Annotated in this window: 32 protein-coding genes; 15 read left to right on the plus strand and 17 right to left on the minus strand. The window is 66.8% G+C overall.

Annotated features, from left to right (window positions below; all coding sequences use genetic code 11):
* Positions 1 to 15 precede the first annotated feature (15 nt).
* From ACPPVX_RS05080 to ACPPVX_RS05090, 3 genes are all read left to right on the plus strand, one after another.
* Complete coding sequence (locus tag ACPPVX_RS05080) at positions 16 to 153, plus strand: hypothetical protein (protein WP_426573812.1); 138 nt, start codon at positions 16 to 18, stop codon at positions 151 to 153.
* 90 nt (positions 154 to 243) lie between these two features.
* Positions 244 to 441, plus strand: a complete 198-nt coding sequence (locus ACPPVX_RS05085; protein WP_426573813.1) for a hypothetical protein — start codon at positions 244 to 246, stop codon at positions 439 to 441.
* A gap of 41 nt (positions 442 to 482) precedes the next feature.
* The gene (locus ACPPVX_RS05090) at positions 483 to 677 is read left to right on the plus strand and encodes a hypothetical protein (RefSeq protein WP_426573814.1); all 195 of its coding nucleotides are present in this window, start codon (positions 483 to 485) and stop codon (positions 675 to 677) included.
* A 112-nt stretch (positions 678 to 789) separates the two neighbouring features.
* Here ACPPVX_RS05090 and ACPPVX_RS05095 read toward each other — a convergent pair whose 3' ends face one another.
* From ACPPVX_RS05095 to ACPPVX_RS05115, 5 genes are all read right to left on the minus strand, one after another.
* Entirely contained in the window at positions 790 to 1398 is a 609-nt protein-coding gene (locus tag ACPPVX_RS05095) for a hypothetical protein (RefSeq protein WP_426573815.1), read from the minus strand.
* Positions 1399 to 1476: 78 nt separating this feature from the next.
* Positions 1477 to 2067 (minus strand): hypothetical protein, encoded by a 591-nt coding sequence (locus tag ACPPVX_RS05100; RefSeq protein ID WP_426573816.1) that lies wholly within the window; start codon positions 2065 to 2067, stop codon positions 1477 to 1479.
* A gap of 117 nt (positions 2068 to 2184) precedes the next feature.
* Positions 2185 to 2313 (minus strand): hypothetical protein, encoded by a 129-nt coding sequence (locus ACPPVX_RS05105; RefSeq protein WP_426573817.1) that lies wholly within the window; start codon positions 2311 to 2313, stop codon positions 2185 to 2187.
* A 219-nt stretch (positions 2314 to 2532) separates the two neighbouring features.
* Positions 2533 to 2886 (minus strand): hypothetical protein, encoded by a 354-nt coding sequence (locus ACPPVX_RS05110; RefSeq protein ID WP_426573818.1) that lies wholly within the window; start codon positions 2884 to 2886, stop codon positions 2533 to 2535.
* Between the two features lie 295 nt (positions 2887 to 3181).
* Positions 3182 to 4234: an NAD(P)-dependent alcohol dehydrogenase gene (locus ACPPVX_RS05115; RefSeq protein ID WP_426573819.1), complete on the minus strand. Its 1053-nt coding sequence runs from the start codon at positions 4232 to 4234 to the stop codon at positions 3182 to 3184.
* A 149-nt stretch (positions 4235 to 4383) separates the two neighbouring features.
* Here ACPPVX_RS05115 and ACPPVX_RS05120 point away from each other — a divergent pair, with 149 nt between their 5' ends.
* Entirely contained in the window at positions 4384 to 4998 is a 615-nt protein-coding gene (locus ACPPVX_RS05120) for a TetR/AcrR family transcriptional regulator C-terminal domain-containing protein (RefSeq protein WP_426573820.1), read from the plus strand.
* Between the two features lie 258 nt (positions 4999 to 5256).
* On the opposite strand, the gene ACPPVX_RS05125 is transcribed toward ACPPVX_RS05120, so the two are convergent.
* Entirely contained in the window at positions 5257 to 5736 is a 480-nt protein-coding gene (locus ACPPVX_RS05125) for a hypothetical protein (RefSeq protein WP_426573821.1), read from the minus strand.
* Between the two features lie 653 nt (positions 5737 to 6389).
* On the opposite strand from ACPPVX_RS05125, the gene ACPPVX_RS05130 reads away from it, so the two are divergent.
* The 4 genes from ACPPVX_RS05130 to ACPPVX_RS05145 all read left to right on the plus strand — a co-directional run bounded on the left by ACPPVX_RS05130 (position 6390) and on the right by ACPPVX_RS05145 (position 9528).
* Entirely contained in the window at positions 6390 to 7013 is a 624-nt protein-coding gene (locus ACPPVX_RS05130) for a hypothetical protein (RefSeq protein ID WP_426573822.1), read from the plus strand.
* 318 nt (positions 7014 to 7331) lie between these two features.
* Positions 7332 to 7790: a sigma-70 family RNA polymerase sigma factor gene (locus ACPPVX_RS05135; protein WP_426573823.1), complete on the plus strand. Its 459-nt coding sequence runs from the start codon at positions 7332 to 7334 to the stop codon at positions 7788 to 7790.
* Positions 7787 to 9025 (plus strand): hypothetical protein, encoded by a 1239-nt coding sequence (locus ACPPVX_RS05140; protein WP_426573824.1) that lies wholly within the window; start codon positions 7787 to 7789, stop codon positions 9023 to 9025. The genes ACPPVX_RS05135 and ACPPVX_RS05140 overlap by 4 nt, the downstream gene beginning before the upstream one ends.
* A 125-nt stretch (positions 9026 to 9150) precedes the next feature.
* The gene (locus ACPPVX_RS05145) at positions 9151 to 9528 is read left to right on the plus strand and encodes a hypothetical protein (RefSeq protein ID WP_426573825.1); all 378 of its coding nucleotides are present in this window, start codon (positions 9151 to 9153) and stop codon (positions 9526 to 9528) included.
* Positions 9529 to 9647: 119 nt separating this feature from the next.
* Here the strand turns inward: ACPPVX_RS05145 and ACPPVX_RS05150 are convergent, their stop codons facing one another.
* The gene (locus ACPPVX_RS05150) at positions 9648 to 10052 is read right to left on the minus strand and encodes a hypothetical protein (RefSeq protein WP_426573826.1); all 405 of its coding nucleotides are present in this window, start codon (positions 10050 to 10052) and stop codon (positions 9648 to 9650) included.
* A 120-nt stretch (positions 10053 to 10172) separates the two neighbouring features.
* The gene (locus ACPPVX_RS05155; RefSeq protein WP_426573827.1) at positions 10173 to 10913 is read right to left on the minus strand and encodes a PH domain-containing protein; all 741 of its coding nucleotides are present in this window, start codon (positions 10911 to 10913) and stop codon (positions 10173 to 10175) included.
* Positions 10914 to 11028: 115 nt separating this feature from the next.
* On the opposite strand from ACPPVX_RS05155, the gene ACPPVX_RS05160 reads away from it, so the two are divergent.
* Positions 11029 to 11616, plus strand: a complete 588-nt coding sequence (locus ACPPVX_RS05160; protein WP_426573828.1) for a hypothetical protein — start codon at positions 11029 to 11031, stop codon at positions 11614 to 11616.
* 98 nt (positions 11617 to 11714) lie between these two features.
* Here ACPPVX_RS05160 and ACPPVX_RS05165 read toward each other — a convergent pair whose 3' ends face one another.
* Positions 11715 to 12485 (minus strand): hypothetical protein, encoded by a 771-nt coding sequence (locus tag ACPPVX_RS05165; RefSeq protein ID WP_426573829.1) that lies wholly within the window; start codon positions 12483 to 12485, stop codon positions 11715 to 11717.
* A 205-nt stretch (positions 12486 to 12690) separates the two neighbouring features.
* Between ACPPVX_RS05165 and ACPPVX_RS05170 the strand changes: the two genes are divergently transcribed.
* Positions 12691 to 13029, plus strand: coding sequence for a hypothetical protein (locus ACPPVX_RS05170; RefSeq protein WP_426573830.1), 339 nt, complete (start codon positions 12691 to 12693; stop codon positions 13027 to 13029).
* A 557-nt stretch (positions 13030 to 13586) separates the two neighbouring features.
* On the opposite strand, the gene ACPPVX_RS05175 is transcribed toward ACPPVX_RS05170, so the two are convergent.
* Complete coding sequence (locus ACPPVX_RS05175) at positions 13587 to 13790, minus strand: hypothetical protein (protein WP_426573831.1); 204 nt, start codon at positions 13788 to 13790, stop codon at positions 13587 to 13589.
* Between the two features lie 150 nt (positions 13791 to 13940).
* Here ACPPVX_RS05175 and ACPPVX_RS05180 point away from each other — a divergent pair, with 150 nt between their 5' ends.
* Together ACPPVX_RS05180 and ACPPVX_RS05185 are read left to right on the plus strand one after the other, a co-directional pair.
* On the plus strand, positions 13941 to 14354 hold the full coding sequence (locus ACPPVX_RS05180; RefSeq protein ID WP_426573832.1) for a hypothetical protein: 414 nt from the start codon (positions 13941 to 13943) through the stop codon (positions 14352 to 14354).
* 58 nt (positions 14355 to 14412) lie between these two features.
* Entirely contained in the window at positions 14413 to 14928 is a 516-nt protein-coding gene (locus ACPPVX_RS05185) for a hypothetical protein (RefSeq protein WP_426573833.1), read from the plus strand.
* 35 nt (positions 14929 to 14963) lie between these two features.
* Here ACPPVX_RS05185 and ACPPVX_RS05190 read toward each other — a convergent pair whose 3' ends face one another.
* A complete protein-coding gene (locus tag ACPPVX_RS05190; protein WP_426573834.1) occupies positions 14964 to 15626 on the minus strand; it encodes a hypothetical protein in 663 nt (220 codons plus the stop codon).
* Between the two features lie 233 nt (positions 15627 to 15859).
* Here ACPPVX_RS05190 and ACPPVX_RS05195 point away from each other — a divergent pair, with 233 nt between their 5' ends.
* Together ACPPVX_RS05195 and ACPPVX_RS05200 are read left to right on the plus strand one after the other, a co-directional pair.
* Positions 15860 to 16246, plus strand: coding sequence for a hypothetical protein (locus tag ACPPVX_RS05195; RefSeq protein ID WP_426573835.1), 387 nt, complete (start codon positions 15860 to 15862; stop codon positions 16244 to 16246).
* 84 nt (positions 16247 to 16330) lie between these two features.
* Positions 16331 to 16675, plus strand: a complete 345-nt coding sequence (locus tag ACPPVX_RS05200) for a DUF6188 family protein (protein ID WP_426573836.1) — start codon at positions 16331 to 16333, stop codon at positions 16673 to 16675.
* 50 nt (positions 16676 to 16725) lie between these two features.
* Here the strand turns inward: ACPPVX_RS05200 and ACPPVX_RS05205 are convergent, their stop codons facing one another.
* From ACPPVX_RS05205 to ACPPVX_RS05230, 6 genes are all read right to left on the minus strand, one after another.
* Positions 16726 to 17022, minus strand: coding sequence for a hypothetical protein (locus ACPPVX_RS05205; protein WP_426573837.1), 297 nt, complete (start codon positions 17020 to 17022; stop codon positions 16726 to 16728).
* An 89-nt stretch (positions 17023 to 17111) separates the two neighbouring features.
* A complete protein-coding gene (locus ACPPVX_RS05210; RefSeq protein WP_426573838.1) occupies positions 17112 to 17555 on the minus strand; it encodes a hypothetical protein in 444 nt (147 codons plus the stop codon).
* Between the two features lie 636 nt (positions 17556 to 18191).
* Positions 18192 to 18824: a PH domain-containing protein gene (locus tag ACPPVX_RS05215; protein ID WP_426573839.1), complete on the minus strand. Its 633-nt coding sequence runs from the start codon at positions 18822 to 18824 to the stop codon at positions 18192 to 18194.
* A 94-nt stretch (positions 18825 to 18918) separates the two neighbouring features.
* A complete protein-coding gene (locus ACPPVX_RS05220) occupies positions 18919 to 19122 on the minus strand; it encodes a hypothetical protein (RefSeq protein WP_426573840.1) in 204 nt (67 codons plus the stop codon).
* A gap of 304 nt (positions 19123 to 19426) precedes the next feature.
* Entirely contained in the window at positions 19427 to 20284 is an 858-nt protein-coding gene (locus tag ACPPVX_RS05225; protein WP_426573841.1) for a DUF4214 domain-containing protein, read from the minus strand.
* Between the two features lie 292 nt (positions 20285 to 20576).
* Positions 20577 to 20774: a hypothetical protein gene (locus ACPPVX_RS05230; RefSeq protein WP_426573842.1), complete on the minus strand. Its 198-nt coding sequence runs from the start codon at positions 20772 to 20774 to the stop codon at positions 20577 to 20579.
* Between the two features lie 880 nt (positions 20775 to 21654).
* Here ACPPVX_RS05230 and ACPPVX_RS05235 point away from each other — a divergent pair.
* Positions 21655 to 22686, plus strand: coding sequence for an IS110 family transposase (locus ACPPVX_RS05235; RefSeq protein ID WP_426573843.1), 1032 nt, complete (start codon positions 21655 to 21657; stop codon positions 22684 to 22686).
* Positions 22687 to 22706 lie beyond the last annotated feature (20 nt).

Here is a 22706-nt window from a genome sequence, read left to right on the forward strand (position 1 = left end):
AGCCGATTGGCGACCATGCCCGATTCGTCCTCCCGCGCCCGCTTCGGCAGGGCGTCTGGCCCGGTGAACGTGTTGGGCGTCCTCGCCTCGCTGGTCGTGGTCGGGTTCATCGTGCTCCTGTTCTTCGCCTGGATGCTCCGCGACTTCGGCTGACTTGCTACGGCGGCGCCCTCCGGAGGTGCCGCTCGCTGCCGCACCCTCCCGGCGATCAGGGGCACCCAACAAGGTCCCTAGCTTGTTCACATGTTGAAGGTGCGGGACTGGACCGGAGAACCGTGGTTCCCGCCGCGACCAACGGAGTTCGAGGTAGGCGTGCCATTGCGCCCGAAGCTGGGCAACTGGTTGTTGGCCTGCCTGCTCACCTTGCCGATCCGGGCCCGAGACACTGCCATCCTGCGCTTCCGCCGTCGACGAGCCAACGACTCGAAGGACCAGCTCTGACCTGGCGTTTGGAGACGCGAGACGTCGGTAACATCCGACAGGTGAGCGTCCCCACAACCAAGCGCACCAAGCTGCGACGGCAGGTGGCCTTGGGCGCGATCGTTGTTCTGGTCGCGCTGGTCGTTTTCGGGAACCACCTGTGGAACTGGAGTTCCTACGCGACGCTCATCGTCTTCGTACCGACTCTCGCGTTGAACCTGCTCGAACGGCGAGAGAGGCACATCGGTTCCGCCTGACCGAGGATCCAGTCGTTGGGCGGCGCTCGCGCCATCCACGGTCCCCTGAACGTGCAGGTTCAGCGACGGCCCCGACCCGGCGTTGTGGGGCAGTGGGGGCGCAACCGCGGCCCTACGACCCGCCCTCTTGCCGAAGGATCTCCTCGATCCTGTGGCTGAGTGCGAGATCGGCGACGAAGCGACTCGCGGGGCGTTCCGGCTCTCGCATCGCCCAGAAGCCGCTGGCGTTCCCGCCCGACGTGATCACGTCGAGCGCTACCGCCGCCCTGTCTTGACGGACGGTGTAGCCGATGGCTCCCGCCACTCGTTCCGGACTCGACTCAATCGTCATGCCCTGCGCTGTGAGGACGGACGAAAAACGGTTGGCCAGGCTCGCCGGACCTCGAAGCAAGAACCCGAAGCCGGTTGGGATCAGGGGGCCGGGCTCGGTCCCTCGGAGCCACACGCCGTGCCCGTCGGGCAGGGCGCCGTACTCCAACCAGCTAGGAAGGCCAGAGGTGCTCTCGACGATGGTCACCTCGTCTGCACCAAGGCCTGAACTAGCAAGTTCATCGCGGAGACCCGCGGCCTCGCTCGTGGACATGAAGCCGACGCGGCAGAGGTGGTCGTCGTGGGTGTAGTTCGCGTGGCGGGCTGCGTAGGCATCGAGGCCACCGGCCACTCGGCGCTCGACCGATCGAAGCCGGGCGATGACGTTCGCAAACTCGACCTGCAGCGCCACGGCCCCAGCATCACACGAACTGGATCGCCCGGTGGCGCCGTTTAGCCCTGCCCACCACCCGGCGTTTAGTGGCAGGCGTCAGGCAATCGGCTCGATGATCGAGCCGGCGCCACCCTTCACGGGCCCGCACACCAGGTCGATCGTGGTGCAACTCCCGATCGTGAAGTCGTACTCGCCAGCGCGGATCGCGCTGCCCTGATTCGTGCACCCGGCCGTGACCCTGAACGGGCCGCGGGCTGCGCTCACCCCGATCCAGATGCTGTCACCAGCGGCTGAATCGCCGTCGGACACGGAGTAGCGGGCCGGATAGACGTTGTCGGTCGGGCTCGGGTAGGTGTGCGGCGCACGGGGCGCGTTCCGGAACACCACGACCCCCTTGGAGTCGGTGACCGTCGACCACGGCCGCAGCGGGCTCGCAGTGATGACCGTCGGGGAGTTCGGGCTGTCCTTGAACTCCACCTTGTCGCAGTCGCGGATGCGGATCTCCACCCCAGAGGTGCCACCGCTCGTCAACGCATGCACCCGGAACTGCGCGGCCTGGACGACGTAGTCCCCGCTCGCATACTCGTGGATCGGCTCGCACCCAGCAGCGACTGCGACGGCGACCAGCGCCGCGAGAACGACCCCGATCCGTCGCCGGCTTCGCCGCCACCCGCCTGTGGTTGCCACCAACGCGACGATAGTCCCGACCTGGTTTGCGCCGGAGCGTGCTGGCAGCAGGCACGCCACCGGCCCCCCGGGCTGAGACAACTCGGCCGGCTCCTGCACGGCGCTCGAACCCGGCGTTCAGGGACGGTCGGACGCAGACCGGACCCACGTGTGGAGCGCTGCGAGGTACGCGTCGGCCGCCCGGCGCTGCAGGATGCGGGTGACCGGTGATCCAAGCCGCACCAGCGGGATTCCGGGGCGGGACACTGCCTCGATGCCAACAATGAGTTACCCGCAAGCCCGAACGTAGGCCAGGCCGGCGCGCCACCCACCCGGCGTTCGGGGACACGGGTCCACGCTGTCTCGTGCGGAGATTCCCGGCTAGGTCGCAGATGGCCTCGTGCCGTAGACCGCCTCGTCGCGTTGCAGGCTCAAGATGTAGAGCGGAACGACCTACGCGACCGGAGGCACACGTCCCAAGAGCGCCTAGGTCCGGTTGGTTTCGGTTGCCTCGTCAGGAGTGGCCGCTGGATCAACATCTGGGTCAAGGTCGTCTGCGCGTCGTGACAGCTCTGTCGCCTCGTCGCGTCGCTGCTCGGCCTCAGCCTGATGAACCTCCGCCTCGATGGCGCTTCGGCGAGCTTGCGCTGCTCGCTCATCCGCTTCCGCCTGCACGGCCTCCGCTTCGAGCTCACGCTTGCGGGCGGTGGCTCGGTGCTCGGCCGCTTGATCTCGACGCTCGTCGATCACAGCGTGACGCTTCCTTTGCGCCGCCATGTAAACAATCGCTGCTACCACGAGTGCAACCACGATCAACGCAACGATGATCCAGGCATCCATGCCAATCGCCTCCTCAGCACCCGACGCTCGGGTACGGACCATCGGTACCCGCAACTGCACCCAAACAGCCCCGTCCATCGCAAAAACCGCCCCCACGAATGTCGGGCAACGCCACGGTCGTAGGCGGGATGCATGGCCGTATCGTCAGGACGGTGCCGGTATCACTAGGTGCCGGTAGGCGGTGACCGGGAACCGGCGTTCGGGGACAGTCAGGCTGCCTTGGTGGTGGGCGGTCCGTCCAAATCGGCTGACAAGGCTGAGGCGGCACGCGCAGCCGTTGATCCAAGGCGGACGGTCAGGGTGCGGGACGGACCTCGACCAGGTCCTTGCCGCGGATCTCGCCGGCGGCCATCCGCTCGAGCGCACTCGCCGTCTTGGTAAGGGAGTGGGTCTGATCGACGGCCGGGGTCACCTGGCCGGCCAGGACCAGCTCGGCCAGATCATCGAGGAAGCGGTGGTGCTCGGTTGCGACGAACGTCTTCACCGTCTGGGCGCGCCCGGTCGCCCGGATCGGAGCGAGGAGCTGGCGCTGGAACCCTCCGGTCAGCCGACCGCCGCCCTCGCCCCCGACGATCACCAGGGTGCCGTCGGCGGTCAGGGCTCGGCGCATCGCATTCGGCGAGCGGTTCCCGCCGATGTCGATGATGACGTCGACGTGCTGGTCGGTCTCGAGCGGGTCGGTGGTGGCGTGGTCGACCACTGCGTCCGCACCGAGGGATCGGACGAAGTCGAGCTTCGCCGTGCTCGCCGTCGCTGTGACGTCGGCACCGAGCGCCTTGGCGATCTGGACGGCGAACGAGCCGACCCCGCCGGAAGCGCCGAGCACGAGGACGCGGTGGCCGGCGCCCACCCTCCCGTGGTCCCGGATCGCTTGGAGGGCGGTCGAGGCCGAGTCGACCAGTGCTGCGGCGTTCGCTGCGCTCAGACCGTCGGGCCGGTGAGCGAGCTTGTCCTGCTTGGCGACGGCGATGTCGGCGCAGGTGCCCTTGGCGTAACCGAACACCTCGTCGCCCACCGCGAAGCGGGTCACCTCGGTACCGATCGCCACGACCGTGCCGGCCAGCTCGGTGCCGACCGGGTTCTTGGGTGCCCGGAAGCCGAAGCCGGCCAGCCGGAGCAGGTACGGCGTGCCGGTGAGGAGGTGGAGGGCGGCCCGGCTCAGGCCGGCGAACGCGACCTGGACGAGGACCTCGTCCTTCCCCGGGTTCGGCCGGGCGATGGTGCGGACCTGCAGGACCTCGGGTGATCCGTAGCGGTCGGCGACCACGGCACGCATGGTGCCGTCCGCTGGCTCGGGATCGCTCCCCCTGCTGGTGGTGGTGGTCGGTGGCTCCGTCGTGGCGGGCATGTCGAATCCTCTGATGTCGGTGGGTAACTTACGGCGTAAGGTCAACGTACACCGTAAGGTGCAGATGCGCCAGCCTCACCCTCCGGAGTCCCACCATGGCCCCCAGTCAACCCCGAACCCGACGAGCGGCCCTCAGCAGGGAACGCGTGGTGGCTGCGGCTGTCGAGCTGGCCGACGAGGAGGGCATCGAGTCCCTCAGCATGCGCAAGCTCGCCCAGGCCTTGGGGGTCGAGGCGATGTCGCTGTACCACCACGTCGCCAACAAGGACGAGCTGCTCGACACCATGGTGGACGTGGTGTTCACGGAGGTCACCGCGCCCGAGGCGGATGGTCGGTGGCAGGCCCAGGTCCGGATCCGGTGCACCTCGCTACGGGAGGTGCTGCTGCGCCACCCGTGGGCGGTGGGTCGGCTCGACTCCCGACGGACACCCGGCATGGCGAACCTCCAGCACCACGACGCCGTGCTCGGTTGCCTGCGCGCCGGCGGCTTCACCATCCGGGGCGCCGGCCTCGCCTTCGCCACCGTCGACGCGTTCGTCTACGGCTTCGTGATCCAGGAACTGGCGCTCCCCATGGCCCCGGGCGAGGACACGGCCGACCTCGCCGCCGAGATCCTCGCCTCGGTCCCGACCGACTCGATCCCGCACCTCGCCGAGATGGCCGCCGATTACGCCAGCCGCACCGACTACCAGTTCGCCGAGGAGTTCGAGCCCGGGCTCGACCTCATCCTCGACGCCCTCGAACGGACCCGCCGCACGCGCTGATCAGGCGACGGCGGGGCCGATGGTCTCCGCGAAGCGGCCGAGGGCTTCGACGTCGAACGAAATGCTCATCGCCGAGATGACTGCGTCGCCAGCATCGATGCACGCGCCGACGCGGTGAACCGCCGATGACCGGAGTGCCGTCAGGTCGCACCCAGAGCGAGACACCGTTGCGTGACTGCTATCAACGTGCCGCGCGGTGCGACCGCTACCTGGCGTTCTGGGACAGCCAAGCTCGTCGAGTTCACGGACAGTCCCCGACTACCGGTGGCGCCAGTAGTACGTGGCCATCGCCTTGGCCTCAGCCGAGCGTGGATGGTTCGGCGCAGCCTGGGGCAGGTTGTCGATCGCCCACTGAACGATCTCCTTGAAGCCCGTGCTCTTGTGCACCTTCAGGAGTCCTATCTCCTTGACCGCCGATGTGAGGTCGCTTCGCAGCTTCGAGGGCGGCACCCGGCGGTAGGCGCGGATTGCGGACCAGTCCCGCACCTCCACAAGGGGCTCCGCTTCGGTGCCGGCCTGCCCTGATCGGTGTGCCTCGTTGCCGCCGCGGCCGCCTACCGCCCACCCGCCTGCGCCTGCGGTGTCGTCGGTCCATCGGCTCCAGGCGTGGATTCCGCCAGGGCAGATAACGATCTGCATCACCGCCCATTGCCCGGTGGCGGGATGGCGGGCGTTCACCCGGTAGTCCGGTGCCAGCGGTCGTCCACATCGCGGGCACGGGCCGAGTTCCTCCGCCATGCGTGGCAGTCAATCACCTCGGGGTCCCGGCACCCCACCGCGTTTGCACTGCAGCCAAGGGAGAACTTGCCCAGAACCGGCGATTGGGGCACCCGACGGTCGTCGTCCCCGACCCAGATGGCACCTGTGGTGGCGAGTTGACAACCCCCGGTGTCACAAATCCCAGGCCCACCCATGCTGCACCAGAAACACCACGCCGCCGACGACCATCGCGACGCCGAATGCAAACCAAACACACCGCACGAACGCCGCGTAGATGGCTCGAACGCGAGCTTCGTCCATCTCAAGTTGTCTCGCCCAGAGCCGCGTGGTGAACGGCGACTGGATGGACTCGATCCGATCACCCGCCCGCCGAACGGATCGCCAGAGCGACGGAGCTGTCGTGAGGTGCACTAGGAACATGCCGCCGAGGATCACGATTAGCGCCCGCAAGATGCCATCTCCTCAGCCTGCTCTATCCAGAGCTACCCGACCTCTGGGTGCGTCTCCTCACGTACTCGCCGAGGCACCGGACGCGCTCTCCTAGTCGGTCGGTGGCTTCGATTGTTGAGGCGATTCGGCCGGTCAGGTGACCTGAACCCGGCGTTCTCGGGCATCGGCGATTCGTCGTAACTGCGAGATGGCGGCTGGAGGCAGAGCGGCATCATCGTGAGATGAGCGCGTGGGTCGACTTGGGGCAACGAGGGGTGGACTACGTGCGGGCTCGCCTCGACGGCGGCCTGGCGCTCTCGAAGGCAGCGGTCGATCTGACCGACCTCGACGCTGGAACCGCGGTGGCCTGGTTCCCAGAGAACTTCCTCGTCGAGGATGCCGACCCTGCTCAGAGCACTCAGCTCGCTCGTAGTAGTTCGCTGGTCGCCATGACCGAGTTGGTGTGCACCTTCTTCAACCATGTTCCCTCAGGATCGCTCTGGGTGGAGGAGCCGCTCCCACGGAAGTCCGACAGCTTCCGGATGAACCCCGACGTCTTGGACCCACCGCAGGATGCTTGGTTCTTCGGCGAGGAGGTGTTCTCACTGGCCTTCGACGACTTCGACGACAACGCCATCAGGCAGGCGATCCAGGAGATCTACGACTACCCCGGTTGGGGTGGAGCTGGCTTCCTGGTCAACGACACCAGCCCAGAGCTCAGGGAGACCAGCGAGATCCCAACGACCGCGATCAGCGAGGCAGCAGCCGGAATCGAAGCAGTCGTGTGTGGTGCGTTTGACGGCGACGGCTACCTCGTGTGGCGACCAGAATCCGGCATCGTGGCCACCCTCGCCGCCCGCCCCTGAGCAAGCCCCACCCTGCGGAACAACTCCTCCGATGACTGACCTCCACCCGGCGTTCTGGGACAGGCGGTCGGCTACCTCAGCACCGCCACCCTCAGCCTCGCGGTCTTGCCCATGCCATCTCAACGGTCGGCAGGACGCGACCGTGAGCCTTGGCGGCTGCAGGCTCGGCATTGGTGGCAGGCGTGGTTCACTCTGTGGAGCACCGGCGGCGGGACCATGCGAGCCAGGGCTGCGCCCGAAGCTCTGTTGCATGAAACCGGCGCCGGGAGCACTCATGACTGGGTGATGGTGCAGGTCCCGACGATCGAGAGGCAGTGCGTGGCTGCGATCACCCCACCGGTGTTCGACGAGTTCTACCGCGACCGGTTGGGCCCGACCGTGCGCCAGGTAGCGCTCCTCGTGGGGTCCACGGCGGTGGCCGAGGAGCTGGCGCACGACGCCATGATCGAGGTGTACCGACGCTGGGAGACCCTCGACAGCCCCGCCGCGTACCTCTACCGCTGCAGCACCAACGCCGCATTCGGCTGGCTACGCCGACGTGAACGCGCCGACCGGCCGGTGGAGGTGAGCGAGGCACCGCCCCCCACCGAGGAGTTCATCGATCTGAGCCGGGCGCTGACGCGCCTTCCCGAGCGGCAGCGTGCGGCGGTCGTCTTGAGATACGTCGCGGACCTCACCGAAGCCCAGATCGCCGCCGCGCTCGAGTGCCGACCGGGCACCGTCGGACCGCTCATCAGCCGGGGCATCACCGCGCTACGAAAGGAGATGGACACGTGAACGACGATGACGACATCGCCGCGTGGTTCTCCGCCGCCACCCGAGACATCCAGCCGCCCGATCGGCTCGCCGAGATCACCCACGAGCCCGCCCCCGTACCAGTCGCCCCGGCGTCGCGCCCGCGCCGCGCTGGGTGGCTGCCCATCGCAGCCGTGCTGATCCTCGTCGCCGTGATGGCCGCCACAGCGATCACGCTGCACGACCGCTCCTCGACGGTCACCACCGGACCCGCGACCCAGACCACCGACCCCGTCGCCGTGCACGTAGACCTCGCGGCGCAGCGCAGGATCCTCTTGTTGCCCGGCGAGACCGTCACGCTCGTGCTTGCCGTCACCCCAGCCGCGACGAAGGTCACCGCGGCGACCGGCGACATCGGCGGCTCCGACCCCAGCGTGCCCGCCGGGTTCTCCCCGGGATCGGCAACCGTTGTCGGCGGCGACTTCTACCTGCTCGGTGAGCAGTGCCCGACAGGCGAGTCGTGCCGGACCGTGCTGCTGCGCAGCGCCGAGTCACCGATCGACTGGAAGCCCGTACCCCTCGACATCCCGGCTGGGAGCGAGCCATCGCTGCTCGACGCCGGGACCTTCCGGGGCTCGTACTCCTACGCTCCGGGCAGCATCGGCGGCCCAGCGCTCCGCATCCTCGACCGCGACGGCACGTGGTCCGATGTCGAGTGGCCGAAGGGGATCAGTGGTCCGATGATGTCCTGCTCGACCCGCGGCCATGACTACCTGTTCGGCCGGGCGCAGGATCCGACTTCAGGCGCCAGTTCCAGCGGTAGCACCGGCGGGACCGGAACCACAGCGCCGGCCGGAGCGAGTTCCTGGGCGGTCTACGCCCTCCAGGACGACCTCACCTGGACCAAGGTCGTCGAGCAGCCGACCCTGTCGAGCCCAGACTCAGCCGCGATCGCGGCACCTGTCCTGTGCTCGTCAGGCTCGATCGCCGTCCCCACCCAAGGCGGAGGCACCGTGACGGTCCAGCCAGACGGAGACAGCTACCGGGCAACCGCCAGCACCTTTCCCGGGTTCTCCGCCCCAACGTCAGACGGGCCGTTCCCCCGCGCCGGCATCACCTTCGACACCAGCCACATCGTCACCGCCACCGGCGACACCGACCTCACCGTCCGAACCGGCACCGACGCGCTCACCACCGCCGAATCAGATGACCTGCTCGCCCTCCTGGGTACCTCGACGGACGGCACGACCTACCTGTACCGCTGGGATCAGCACTGAGCGAGCGCTAGAGCGGCAGCCCTGCCACGCCCAGACCCGGCGTTCTGGGACGGTGCCGATTGGACCGCGCCGATCGACAGGCCTTCTCCCAAGCATCTGTGGCGGTCCAGGGATAGCGTTGAGGCATGAGCGGCGAGTGGATCTCGTTCGAGTCGGTGCTCGCGCAGGCCGAGGCGGACGAAGCTGAGCGGCTGGCGCGGGTCCGGCGGCACTTCGTTCTGCGCCACCTTGCGGAAGCTGCCGTTCTAGGCGTGTTCGCGGTCGACGCTGTGGCGGGCTGGAGCACCCGGCAAGAGATGGTGGTCAAGACGCCCTGGCTGATGTCGCTCTCGATCGGATCGATCATCGGCTCACTCGTGTTCGCCCCAGTCCTGATGGCGCTCGTCGCACTCATCGCCGTTCGACTCGTCGTCTGCGTGGGGCGCGTGATCCAAGGCCTGTTCGCCCATGACCTGGCGCTGTTCGACCGAGCCCACAACCAGCGTCACTTGCCTGGACTCTGAGACGACATCAACCCGGCGATAGGGGGCACCAGCAATCGAATCGTCCCGCGGTACGTCGGAGATGAGGCAAGGCGCCGTCGAGTTGGTCCCACTCGTGCTAGGTGGCGACGATGATTCGATCAGACGATCAGCGTTGGATCGAGGCCCCCGATCCCGCTCACGACATGCTCGCCACCCCGACACCACCACACCGCTACGTCGTCTCGAACCGCCGAGTGGAGCCCGCGATCGTGCTCACGACACGCCGGCCAGAACCTGGTGACGTACTGATCCATGAGTTGGGACTGGACGTAGTCCGCCACCTCGGCCACCAGCTGGTGTCGAGGCCCAGCCAGGTCGATACCCCCTGACGAGCCCGACCCGTTGACGAGCACCATCGGGTAGTCAGACTCGTTGATGACCGCCTCGACCAGAACGGAGCCCTCCCAGGTCCGCTCCAGGTCGGCCCGAACCTGTTCAAGCGCCTTCTCAAGGTCTTCGAGACGGTGCAATACCCAGTCGTCATTGTCCGCCCGAGAGGTCACTCCCGAAGTGTGTCGCCACACGACGGTCGCCACAAGGATCCACCGGGTACGCCACGTCGAACACCGAGGGGTCGGCCTCCCTTCACGACCCAGACCCGGCGTTCTGGGGCAGGTCGTTGGTCAGAGGGGTGGGGCAGTTGGGCCAGAGCCGAGCGCCGGTCCCCGGCGACGCGTTGCGAGCTCGCCGACGTGTGGGTCCCCGATGGGCTCAACCTGGAGGGCGCGCCGCTGGTGCTCTTGTACCGTCCGCGCGTTCAGACCGGCGATTAGGCGGTGGATGCTGCCGGTGACCTTGTATCCACCCTTGCTCAATCGTTGGATGCCGTAGCAGCGCACGGCAGTGCCATCGATCCGCTGGACCGAACCCATCAGCGGAGAGAAGGCTGTGGACGCGACAGCGAATCCCCGCACCTGGTCCCAGGGCACCGTGATCGACCGCCGTACGTTCCGGACCGTGACGGCGTCGTCTGTCACTCGAACCCCTGACCTCGCAGCTCGCCAGAGGCCGATCACCAAGAGAAGCGTGGGCAACGCCATCGTCGCCATCGTTGCGGTCGCGTTCCATTCGTAGGTGGCGGCATCGGATTCCTCGCCCCCAGTCGCCATGTCGAGGAACAGCAGCCACAGCAGGCTGCTCATCAGTGTCCAGAACCAGAAGACCGATCGCGACCGGTAGGTGCCGTTCACCAGCGGGAGGACGACGTCGTCGTCGGCATGCCCAGCGTCACCTAAGGGCCTCATCGCTGTCGCTTCGATGCCCGATCCGGATGTGCAAACAACGACATCGGTTCCAATCGGCGGTCCGATCGCGATCGTGAGCCGGCGGCCGTCCGGTCCATGGCCGCAGGCGTGGAGATGCACCTGTCTGCGGTGACACCGAGCCGGCGTTCTGGGGCAGGTCCTGTAACCCTGGCGCCAGGGCCAGGGCTACCGATGGGTCGAGGCGAAGTCGGCACGGCGTCAGTAGGCTTTCGGCATGGATAGGTCGGAGTGGCGGCCGGTCGTGGTTCGGTCAGAGCGGCGTGGGTTGCCGGAGGTGGTTCCCGAGTGGATCGATGCGGGCCCCGAGACCGGCGCTCCTGTCGAGACCGTGCTCATCGCGGAGCCTGGCAGGGGCCTGTTGGTGTGGTTGGCGTTTGCCGGGATCGGAATCCCGGCCGCGCTTGCCTTCGGCGTTGTCGCGGATGAGCTGTCTGCAGCCGCCACGATCGCGGTCTCCGTTGCGTTCCTCGCCGGCCTTGTGCTGTTGGCTGGAGCGAGCCAGAGGTGGTTGTCGGGGAGGCGATGGACCGAAGCGGGCCTTGTGTCGCCGCCGTCGGCGATGGTGGTGGCGCTCACAGTCAACTCACTCGTGGTGTGGAGCCATTCTGTGCGTTCCTCCGAGCGGGAGCATCTCGTCTTCTGTCGAACCCGAACTGGGATGTCTGCGCGACGGCGCTTGGGCATGGGGACATTCGAGCTCCGGCTACCCACCGGCCGTGCGCTGATGTTCACTGTCGATGCCCAGTATCTCGATGCTGTTGACAGACTCATCCACGAGCTCTCGTCGGACACACCGACATAGCCGGGCTTCGACCCTTGAGGGCGCCCAAAGACCCGCACGCGAAGGGGCCACGACCCGGCGTTTGGGGGCAGCCTGTTTCTCCGGGGAGCCCGACTGCTTTACAGGCTTCCGATCTGCTCGCAGGCCATCGCTGTTGCGAATGCGGCACGGCGCAACTCGACCATCGACGCTTCCGGTTCACCGAGCTCGAGCTCATCTCGTACGTGGTTGAGTCGGTGGTCGAGCCTCAGAGTCGCCCGGGCGAGCTCGATCACGGCGTTCACCACTTCGCGCTCGCGCTCACCGATCTGTCGCGTATCTAGCCACGCTTTGAGGCTCTTGACCGGCTGCTCGACCTTCCCGCCTTCACCGCTCACGACATCGTTGACGACATCCATGAGCGCCTTCCTCAGGTGGTCGCCGAGCTCGGACACGGTCTGATCATCAAGACGGTCCTTCCAGAGCAGATCGAAGGCCTCATTGAGGTGGTGCGATGCGCCGGGGTGGGCCTCGGCAAACGACTCGCCAGCGACGGCCCGCCACACCTCTTGGTGTGCCTGATCGATCGCCGCTCCGAGCTCTCGCATCCACCACCGGTAGAACGCCAGACTTTCGCCGGTGATCCGATAGTTGGGGCTGCCCTTCGGGCTGTACTCGGTAGACAACAGGCCGTACCCCGCAAGGTCATCGAGCGCTCCCGGGTCGACGTCCCTCCAAACTCGACGGTGACCCTGCCCGAGGAACCGGAGCATGTTGCCGCCCAAATACTTCATGAGCATGAAACGCCGGTCGCCTGTTCCTGCCTCGAGGTGTACAGCAACCAGGTCGCGGTAAAGGTCGGCAGCTTCCGACGTCAGCCGATCGGAGATCACCTCGTACTCGATCCCCACCGCCGGCCTCCCTCGTTGCACCAGACCTGTCAGGCCAGCGACGACACATCGATGCTACGCGCCGTTCCACCGTCTACCCGATCTCGATCTCATCAGAGCGCCGCCTCGTCCCGAACCGCCCCGAGGCGGCGCTTGAAGCCGGCGGGTGACAAGTGATCCGGCGATAGGTGGCGGTACCGGGCTGGTCAGCTCATAGCCTCATCGAGTGACTGTGGATCTCGTGAGCGAAGCCTGGCGAATGGCTGGGGCGGACTTGGATGTCCGCGTTCAAGCACCGGCCCGCGTTGTCATCGGCGGGACCGCCATCGATTGCAGCGCGTTCCTGCCGGACTTCGGCTCGGTCAACGGCGTGGCGGCATTTTCCGTCTCGATGAGGCCCACACTTCCCGCGCCTATGAACACGGACCCGTATCGCTCACTGCTGAACGACACGACCTACGCCCGGTTCGACCGAGACCTGTTCATCTGCACCCTGAACGATTGGAACTGGTTCGGGAAGGGCGAGCCGCCCGATTGGTACACCGGCGCACCCTGGTCACTGTGACCTCAGTCCGGCGTTCTGGGATACCCGCCTGGGGGCTTTCGCCCCCCGACGGCGGACCCGGCCCGGCTTGAACGGGCAGCCTCCTCTCCAACTCGGATCGGCCTTTACCGGCTGGACCGACCTAGGGCGGGCAGATCCAAAGACTGCCATGCGCTCGCTCGTTCTGGCCCGCACGTTTCGACCGCACCGATCACCCACCCGGCGGTCGGGGCAGTGAGGGATGCGAGGCCAGGAACCCTCGTAGCCTGCCCGCCATGGACTACTCAGCCGATGCTTTGTATGGCTACACCCAGATGCTTGAGGCGGTACGAGCACTCGAAGCCGCCTGGCCATCGCTGCCCCCCGGTGACAGCGAACGTGCCGAGCGGCTCCTGGCGGAGGCTGCCGAGTTGCTTTCTGCAGCCGAGAAGCACCTCTACCCTCGCCTCGGCCTCGTCCCACCAGATCGGACGCCGACGCCGCAGGTCCAACAGCCGCCTCGCCACTTGCCCTAGCCCTGTGATTCGAGCCGATCCACCACCTGCGATGCCGCATCCCGGCGTTCTGGGGCGGTCGCGTCAGTCCGCTTGCCCGTAGATCAGATGGCTCGGCACAGCGCGTAGCTCCTTGCGATTCGCGATTCCGAGCTTGCTGTAGAGGACCCGAATGCGTTGCTCGATCTCCCTGTCGGACCGGCCCATTTTCTGCGCGATGCCTGGCACAGGCAGCTCATCGAGAAGCCAAGCCACGATCTCGCGCTCGACCTCGGAGAACTCGGCCACGTCGGCAGTCAAGCACACAGCGAGAACCCTGGGTTCGCCCGTTGGAGACACCCCGTCGTTGGCTTGTGCACCGTGGCATAGGTGCCGTTGGGCCATGACCCCGAGCCGGCGTTATGGGATACCAGGAGGAGTCGGTTATACGGTAAACGGGTGGCACGAGAACGCCTTGAGATCGAGGCACCCGAAGTGGCTGTCCATCTCGACGCACAGGACCCAGAGTCGCTCCGACGTCTCGTGCTCGAAGCCTGCCAGCGCGCTTCGACGGTTCGGACCGATCATGAGCCGCTCGTGGATCTCGCTCTTTCCCAACTCGTCCGTGGGACACCCGATGACAACCTGGCACGGAAGCTTGAGGAACTCGCTGAGCGGACCGATGACCGGTACCTCACCGCACAGGAGGCCGCCGACCCGAACTGGGCAACTCTGTTCAGGTCCGCGCGCCTCGCCTCGGCGCTGAGTCTTGCTCTTAGGGAACAGACCCGTTCATCGGTTCTGAACTCGATCTACGAGGCTGCCCACGCATCGCCAGATACCGCGGCCTTCTATCGGGATCTCCTTCTCTGACCGGACCCTGACCCGGCGTTGTCGGGCGCAGCGAGAGCGGAGCCGCGACACTGATGGCATGGTTGACCAGGCAGGGATCCAGGCCGCGATGGCCGGTGACATCGCCAAGTTCGAACACGGGCAGCACGACCCGACCGTGATTGCGGTGAATCGAGCCGGGGATCTCGGGGCTCTCCTCTGCCTTCGGACGTCGCGTGATGGGACGACTTGGACGTCCGACACCATCATCGTCACCAGATCCGCGGATGGGACCTGGGAGGATGCCGGGTCTGGAGGGACAACGTTCCCCGCGATCCCGCTCGATGATCCAGGCCTGTGGACGGACGGATGGACGGTTGCGGGCGAAACCGTCAGGTTGGATAACGAGGATGCGGAAGGCCACGCACGGACGGTCACGGCGGTGAGCGGCTTCTGTGCGCCTGACGTTGACGTCGTCCAGGAGGTGGGAGTTGGCGGTGGTCGGCCGGTGACTCCGGCGCCGATGGGAGCCTTCGTCGTGATCTCGACGGCCGACCCCGTCGCCATCCTCGCCGTGAGACTGAACGGCAACCGCACCGACCCAATCCTCTTCTGAGGTCGCACGAGCCCCGACCCGGCGTTCTGGGGCACCTAAACAGGCGAGTGCTCGGGATCTGCGGGCTCCCATCCGAGGTACTGCCCGTCGTACTCGTTTCCGAGCACGACAAGCTCGCCGATGGTCCAGGCTGCGGCGTAGTCGTCTGCCAACTCGAGCTGGCAGAAGATGGTGAGCTCCCAGGGCCGCACCGCCTCTGGCGGTGACCGGTGGACCGTCACCGCGTGGCCCAAGCGCCGAACTGCGCCCCCTGCTCTGAGCGCCATCGGGCGTTCACCGTCGATCCTGATGGTGTGGGTGGTCCACATCGGCTGGGCGTCGCTGGCCCTTCGGCGGAAGTCATCGAGATCTATGAGGTCGCCGACTGTCAGCGGCGGCGGCCAGGGCGGAAGCGGCGGTGTGGACTCTGACGCTTGTACGGCGCGCAGCCGCTGACGCACGCGCTCGGGGACCCCTGGCCTTGGCCGGCCCGGGCTGCCCCTCTTGGCGGTGCCGATTTCGAGGAGGAGTTCCTCGGGATGAGGCTGTACCGGTGGATCCTGTGTTGCTGGATCGAACAGCGCGTTGAGCGCCTCGGGCGAGAGCTCAGCGACGCCGGTCCGACCATCCCGGAGAAGATCCCCTCGCTGCGGGGTCTCGGTCCAAGACAGGCCGTCACTGGTCGTCCACGCGGATACGTCAGTGATCCTGGTGACCACCGGCTTGTCGCCGAACCAATCGAGGAACCAGGTCTCGCCGATGGCGAAACCCTACTGAACAGGTTCTGATCAACGATCGTGGCCCGGCGGCGAGGCAGGCAGGCCAGCGGCCAGCCATGCCCGGAACCGGCGTTCTGGGGCAGTCGGAGCGGACCCCATCGTCCACCAACAAGATCGCGATGCCGAGACGGAGTAGACGTGCCGCTGCCACTGAGCTGTGTCAATCTGAGCCGATGGACGAGGAGCTTCGCGATGAGTACCTCGACGAGGTAGCGGCAGCCGTTCGTTCCACCATCCGGTCCGCAGCCGAGGCGGTGGATTCCAACGATGTGGATGACGGGGAGCTGCGGTTCGGGCGGGCGTGGGACCCCCTGCAGCGCCTTCACCAGGTGCTCGTCACGACTGAGCAGAAGGCGGATTTTGTGGCCGTGGTCGCCGAGTTCCTTTCAACACTCGCGCACTCGCTTCTCGTCACGCTTGACGGCGGCACCGCGCTCGCGGCCGACGGGAGGAAGGTGTTCCTCACCGACCGGAACGGAGAGGAGATCGCTGACGTTCTCCACGAGCGGCTGTTCGACCACCTCGACCTCGAAGAGGCCGTGCGGTCTGCCACTACCTGAACCTGGCGCCCTGAAGGTGCCGGTCGGTGACGACCGCTACCCGGCGTTCTGGGGCAGCCGTGATTGACTGGCCCCATGTACGGCGTGCCCCTCGACTACGACGCGAGCTATCTCGATGGCGTCCGCTTGGAGCAGGTCGCCGTGGGCGAGTTCCAGGTCATTCTCAACTTCGACGGAGCGAGCCTCTCGATTGAAGGCGAGATGCAGCTCGTCCACCCCGACGGCACCGTGCAGCGTTTCGCCCTACCGTTCGATGCAGCGCCGGCGCTACTGCCCCTGCTCAAGCACCCGGTGGCTCACGCGGAGGTCGTCGGCCCCGTCGAACTCTCGATCACCTTCGGCGACGGGAGCCGGTTGTCCGTGTTCGACTCGACCGAGCCCTACGAACAGTTCAGCCTTCAGCACGGGCCCCACTTGCTAATCGTCTGAAGATGAGGGCTGGCCGCCCCTGACCCGGCGTTATGGGGCAGGGTCCCTGGTCACCCACCCCGCGTCGACTCGATCTGAGCGATCGGGATTCGCGCGAGCGCAACGTCAACCCGTGGAGGTCCGGCGGGTGTTCGGCTGATCACGTCCAGCAACGCCTGTTCCTCTGCGGTCGCCTCCATCAACACCGTGAACACTCGTTCCGAGCCAACGTCGGTGTAGCCCGAGGCCCACAGAAGGAGAACCGAGCCGTCGGCCATCTTGACCTTCCAAGGGTTCAGACCGGTGATCAGCTCCACAAGCGGCATCGTGCCAGATGCACGCTCGCCGAGCGCCACGGTGTCATCCACGTGCCGATCTGCCGTCACACTGATCCGGCGATCAGGGGCAGCCTGCGTGGCATTCGGCCTTCACCAACGACGGGAGCGGGCGCCCGGGATCAGAGTGGGTCGTTCAAACCGACTCGGTGCGCACTTCGAGGAAGCGCGTCGAAGGGTGTCCAAGGCAAAGGCGAAGGGACCACAGGGCGAAGCACCGTGCGTTCGATTGCGGAGATGAGATTCAAATCCATCCAGCCGACGAGCTGACCAGGCTGGATGCCTTGTCGCCGGAACGAGCGCCACGCCGCGAGCCACCAGATCCACCCGACCGGAACGACCAGCCACAGGAGCGCACCGCGCAAGAACAGCAGGAGGAGTCCCACGGGTATGGACTTCTGGTCCCGGTCAGGAGCACTCCACGTGGCTGCTTCGTCGTCGTCCTGCATCGCCGTGGGGATGCTAGGGCGACGGTTACGTTCGGCTGCGCTGATGGCCCAGTCTTTCACGGGATCTAGATCGTCGGCGCTCTTAGTGCACTCGATGTGCCGGTCGGAGATGGTCACTGACCCGGCGATAGGGGGCAGCTGGCTGCTTGGCATCTCGTCGTGGGAGTCTTGATCCGGGTGAAGGTCTCAGGTCGATCCAACTCTGCGCGGTTAGCGCTCGCCTGTAGAGCCCTCGCACTCGTCGTGCTCGTGGCACTGCTAGGGCGGCACGGCGTTCAAGTCGCTGCGTTGTCGATCGGGTTGGGGCTGTTGCTCGTTCCGGTTGCTTGGCGCCGTCGGGGGGACAGCGCCACTGGTGCGTTGTACGCGGCTTCCGCCGACCAGGTTCTGGGGACCGAGCGTTGGTCTGGTCAGCTCTCCGTGACCGGCAGCTCGGTTGCCTGGATGCCGAGCGGCCACTCCCGCAGGCACGACATCGCCGAGGTGAGCATCACTGCTAGCCGAGAGCCTGTCATCGAGGTTCAAAGAGGGCCGGCACTCATGGACATGACCTTGACGGTGAAGCCAGGTGAAGGCGACGAGTACCGCTTCGTCACCCGCCACAGCCGCCGACTTGTCGACGCCCTGTCGGGAGTTGAAATCCAAGGGCGGAATGCTCAAAGCGCTGGCCAATAGGTGGACCCTTCGACCGCAACGGGGGTGCCCTCCAAGTGCCGCTCGGTGCGACCCTGACCCGGCGTTCTGGGGCAGTTGTCAGGGGCGTTTTGGTTGGCTCGGTGCGTCGAGCGACGAGCGGAGACGGGCGAGATCCACCTGGAGTGCCTTGATCCGAGCCTGTTGGGTCTCCCGCTCGCTCGGCATCGGCGGCGGAGAGGGCTGAGGTGCATCTGCCGCTTGTGCAGCCGCCTGCGCGGCTCGGTGGAGGCCGGGGGGTGGTCGGTGGCCTGCCGGCCGGTGACCTTCGATCTGCTGGACGACCCGATGACCCCATTTCGAACGGGTCGAGCCGGTGGCGAGCCCCTGTGTGCGAAGGGTGCGGCCGTCGGTGACTTCAACGGCGACGTAAGCATTCCGGCCGCCCGACACGAGGCGCACGTTCTCGACCTGGTCCCAGTCCACCCGGGTCTCCTTCCCCAGGTACCGCCGCACGATGAGCCCGTTTGGCGTGACAACGATCCCTGAGCGGCGCGTGATGACACCGACCGCGGCGATCACGGCCGCACCGGCACCCGCGGCGATTCGGCCCGTCCAGGGGGCATCGGGGTTCAGAGCGGTACCGGCGAGCAACAGAAAGATGAAGCCGTACAACGGCACCTGCGCCCACCAGACGTAGATGGACCGGAAGAGCAGCCCGTCCCTTGTCCTCTTCGACAAGTCATCCGCCACGCCGCTGTTCTACCCCAAACGTGGAGGGACAACGCTCGAGGTAGCCCCCTCAAGCCGGCGTTCTGGGGCAGGAGCCCCAGGACCCAGGTGGGGCTCAGCTCCCGGCTGCGCGTTGGTGCTCGCGCACCCAGAGGCAGGCCATCGCAGCGATAAAGGTGGCAGTGCTGAGCCCCACGGAAATCCAGTTGCGGAGGATCAGCGACACGACGGCGAGTCCGAGCATGAAGATCCCCACACGCCCGAAGTCGTCCTCACATAGACGTCGGAAGTACGAGATTCTTGGGGCCTGCTGCGCCATGGGCCGAGACGCTACCGACCGCGCATCGTGCCGAGCACCTGCTCGCCCCGATGTGCCAATCGAGGTGACCGTGACCCGGCGTTAGGGGGCGGTCCTCCACCGCCGGTCGGTGCTAGAGCGGCTCGCAGGGGCGGCCTCGTCGGGAGCGGCGACACGCCGGTTGGTGCCTCGACGACCGTTCCATGCTTGTCCTGCACTCGGCGCCGTCGGGACGACAACGCCCGGTGGCCGCAAGGACCACCGGGCGTTTAGTCGACCGGCTGTCAGCCGGTGGGGTTTCAGGCGCGTCGGTCAGCTTGACGGGTTACATGTGACCCCAGGCCCGGGTCTGCGTGGCCGGGGCGGGGGCCGGCGGGTTGGGCTGAGTCTGGGCGAAGCGGTTGGCCTCGTCCGACGACAAGATGCCCGTCCACATGCGGAAGGTGCGGAAGCCGGTGGTCAGCAGCCAGTTCTTCCAGTGGGCGAAGCCCGAGGGGTCCGGCGGACGGTTCAGGCCTGCGAAGTAGACCGCCGTGGTCCAGCCGCCTGCGTTCTCCGCGCTGTGCTCGAGCGACATGGCGACCTTGTGGCGCGTGGCCTCGGTCGAAGGGCTGGCAAGCACAGCGGTGTAGTGGGCCCGGCCCTGCACATCAGGGTCGCGGTCGACGATGCCGTTGTAGGCGAAATTGAGCCACGCCTGGTCACGGTCAGCTGCCGTCGCGCCCTGCATCGTGGCGTAGAACTCGTCGCTCGAAGCAAGGTGCGCGATCAGGTTGGCATCGCCTTCGGTGCTGCGGATCGACGCGGCGCCCGCGGCCGCCTCGTCAGCGGTCGGTGTCCGGCCGAGGAGGTCGCTATAGAGGCCGTCGACGTTGTTCTTGTAGATGTTCTCGTCCGAGTAATCGATCTGGCGGGCGAAGGCCCAGCGATCGGTCCCCTTGTCGAGCTTGGCGGTCCAGTAGCTGGCACCGCTCGCATCAGGGCAGCGGTTCAGGATCTGAAGGTAGATCCAACGGACGAAGCGCCCGTTGGGTGTGGCTGCCGGACAGATCGGAGCATCGGTCACGTTCGCTCGCACCGGCGGTGGAGCCGCCGACGCCGCCGTGGCGAGCGGGATGAAGGCCAGCAACAAGCTGGCGGCGACGACAGATACGCCGAAACCGACGCGACGAGTGTGAGACATATGCCCTCCTTGCACAGAGGCCGAGCAAGGTCCCCGCGGACTCTCCCCCAGCAGTAACGAGGACCCAGATTTTAGGCACTGCCGCAAGAACCGTCCACCCCTCCGGGGGAGATGCAGTCGTGACGTGGGAGCGACGGTAAATGCCATGCTGGGCCAGGATGCCGAGGACGAGTTCTGGGTCGGCGCCTTATGCCATGAGTCGACCTGACCGTGGTTGCCCGACTCACCACTGCGCCGACCCGGCGTTATGGGACACACGTTGACTCGGCGCCCGCCCAGCGACGCTGAGACCTCAGAGGTCGAACAGCAGTTGCAGCGCCCCCACCAACAGGGCGGCGACGCCGAGGTACGCCACAGACTGGCCGGTGTGCAGCAGTGCACTGCGTGGCGGACGGGTCCCCCCGATCACTGCGTCGCCCGGCCGTCGTGCCGCGGTCACGACGAAGACTCCGACGAGGCCGAGGATCATCCCGATCAGGATCGTTGGCACATCATCTCCTTATGCCGTCGCCGGCGGATCGTAGCCAAGCAAGCTCTCGGGTGTCCCGCATGCGCCAGCCGGCGGTCGCGCCATCGACCCGGCGTTAGGGGGCAGGCCGGTCAGACCTCGTAACGGAGCGAAATGGAGAATCGCTCCCCGGCATCCGCATCGCTCTCTGAGCGAGTGACGGTGATGATCTCGGTAGCACCGGAACCCCACGCCCGGATCCATGAGTGCCGTTCACCTGTCCACCGGTTCGGAATGTTCGAATCCGAAAGGCGGTATGCGGCCGGGGGCGTTCGCAGGTGTTTCTGATCCGCTGTTGCGAAAGCATCTGCCACGGAGAAGGCCCCGGTTGGCGGACGCTCGCACTCGCCTAGGTAGAGAGAGACCATCCACCGGCCACCGTGTTCCGAGAGACAGCGCACCAGATCCTCCACGGATGGCATCCATTCAGCCGAACCGGGTCCAGGGGCATTGTCCACGAGCTCATCAAGGTGAATGTGACCCCCCTCTCGGAGGGCGAGGACTGCGGTCCAGCGATCGTCGCCATCCACGTCTCGGGCCATCCCGGAGGTTCTACACGGAGCTGCCGCGGAGATGGTGCCCCGCTGGCTCCAAGCGGGTCGCTCCTTCGACAGACCAGGTGCCCTCCATGTGCCTGCTTGAGACTTGAGGCGGGCGTTGCGGATGGTTCGTAGCGTTCGAGAGGTCCCAGCCGAGGTAGCTCGCTAAGTGCCTGCCGGCTCGTTCGCGAGTCTGGCTTCTAAACGAAGAGCGACTCGGTCGGGGCTTCGCCGTGTCGTGGCTCGAGAGAGGAACAGCACCCGATCCGAAGCAGGAGTGCCCGGCGCGGTTCCCGACCCGAACGAGCCACGGAGGACGTTGGATGCAAGTGATCATCGGGGTCGACCCCCACAAGGCCACGCACACCGCAGTCGCGATCGACACGAACGAGCAGGAGCTCGACCACAAGAAGGTCCGGGCGGCACGAACCCAAGTCGACCACCTGCTGACGTGGGCGGAACCGTTCCCCGCCCGGACCTGGGCGATCGAGGGCGCCGATGGCATGGGCTACCTGCTGGCGCAGCAGCTCGTCGCTACCGGTGAGCACGTCGTCAACGTGCCCGCCACGCTCGCGTCGCGGACCCGACTGCTGGGCACCGGCCACACCAACAAGAACGACCCGAACGACGCCCTGTCCGTCGCCGTCACCGCCCTGCGCACCGCCGGGCTGCACCCCGTCCGGCCGGTCGGTCACAGCGAGGTGCTGCGGCTGCTGGCCAAACGCAACCGCGACATCGGCAGCCACCGCTGCCGAGTCGTGTCGAGGATGCACGCCCTTCTGATCGAGCTCGATCCGGGCGGGATCGCCAAGGAGATCAACGCCTCTGACGTGGACCGCTTCCTCGCCGAGATCTCGCCGGCGACGCCGGCCGAACAGGTCCGCTACGACCTGGCCGTCGAGCTCCTCGCCGACATCCGCTGCCTCGACGAGCAGCTCAAGGCATCGCACAAACGGATCCGCACCGCCGTCGCCGCATCAGGCACGACGCTCACCGACGTCTTCGGGATCGGCCCGATCATCGCCGCGATGCTCATCGGGTTCAGCGGCGACATCAGCCGGTTCGCCAACCGCGATCGCTACGCCGCCTACAACGGCACCGCACCCGTCGAGTTCTCCTCCGGCGGGCGCACCGTCCACCGGCTGTCGACACGCGGCAACCGCAACGTCAACAACGCGCTGCACCTGGCCGCCATCTGCCAGCTCCGCCAACCCCACTGCGAAGGCCGCGCCTACTTCGACCGGCGCGTCGCCGGCGGCAAGACCAAGAAAGAAGCCCTGCGCGCCCTCAAGCGCCAGCTCAGCAACACCGCCTACCGCCACCTCGTCGCCGACGCCGCCAACACCCGCGGCTGAAACGGGCCCGGGAGGACAAA

Origin of the sequence: Aquihabitans sp. McL0605, from assembly GCF_049993875.1 — a bacterium.
Classification (GTDB): Bacteria; Actinomycetota; Acidimicrobiia; order Acidimicrobiales; family Iamiaceae; genus Aquihabitans.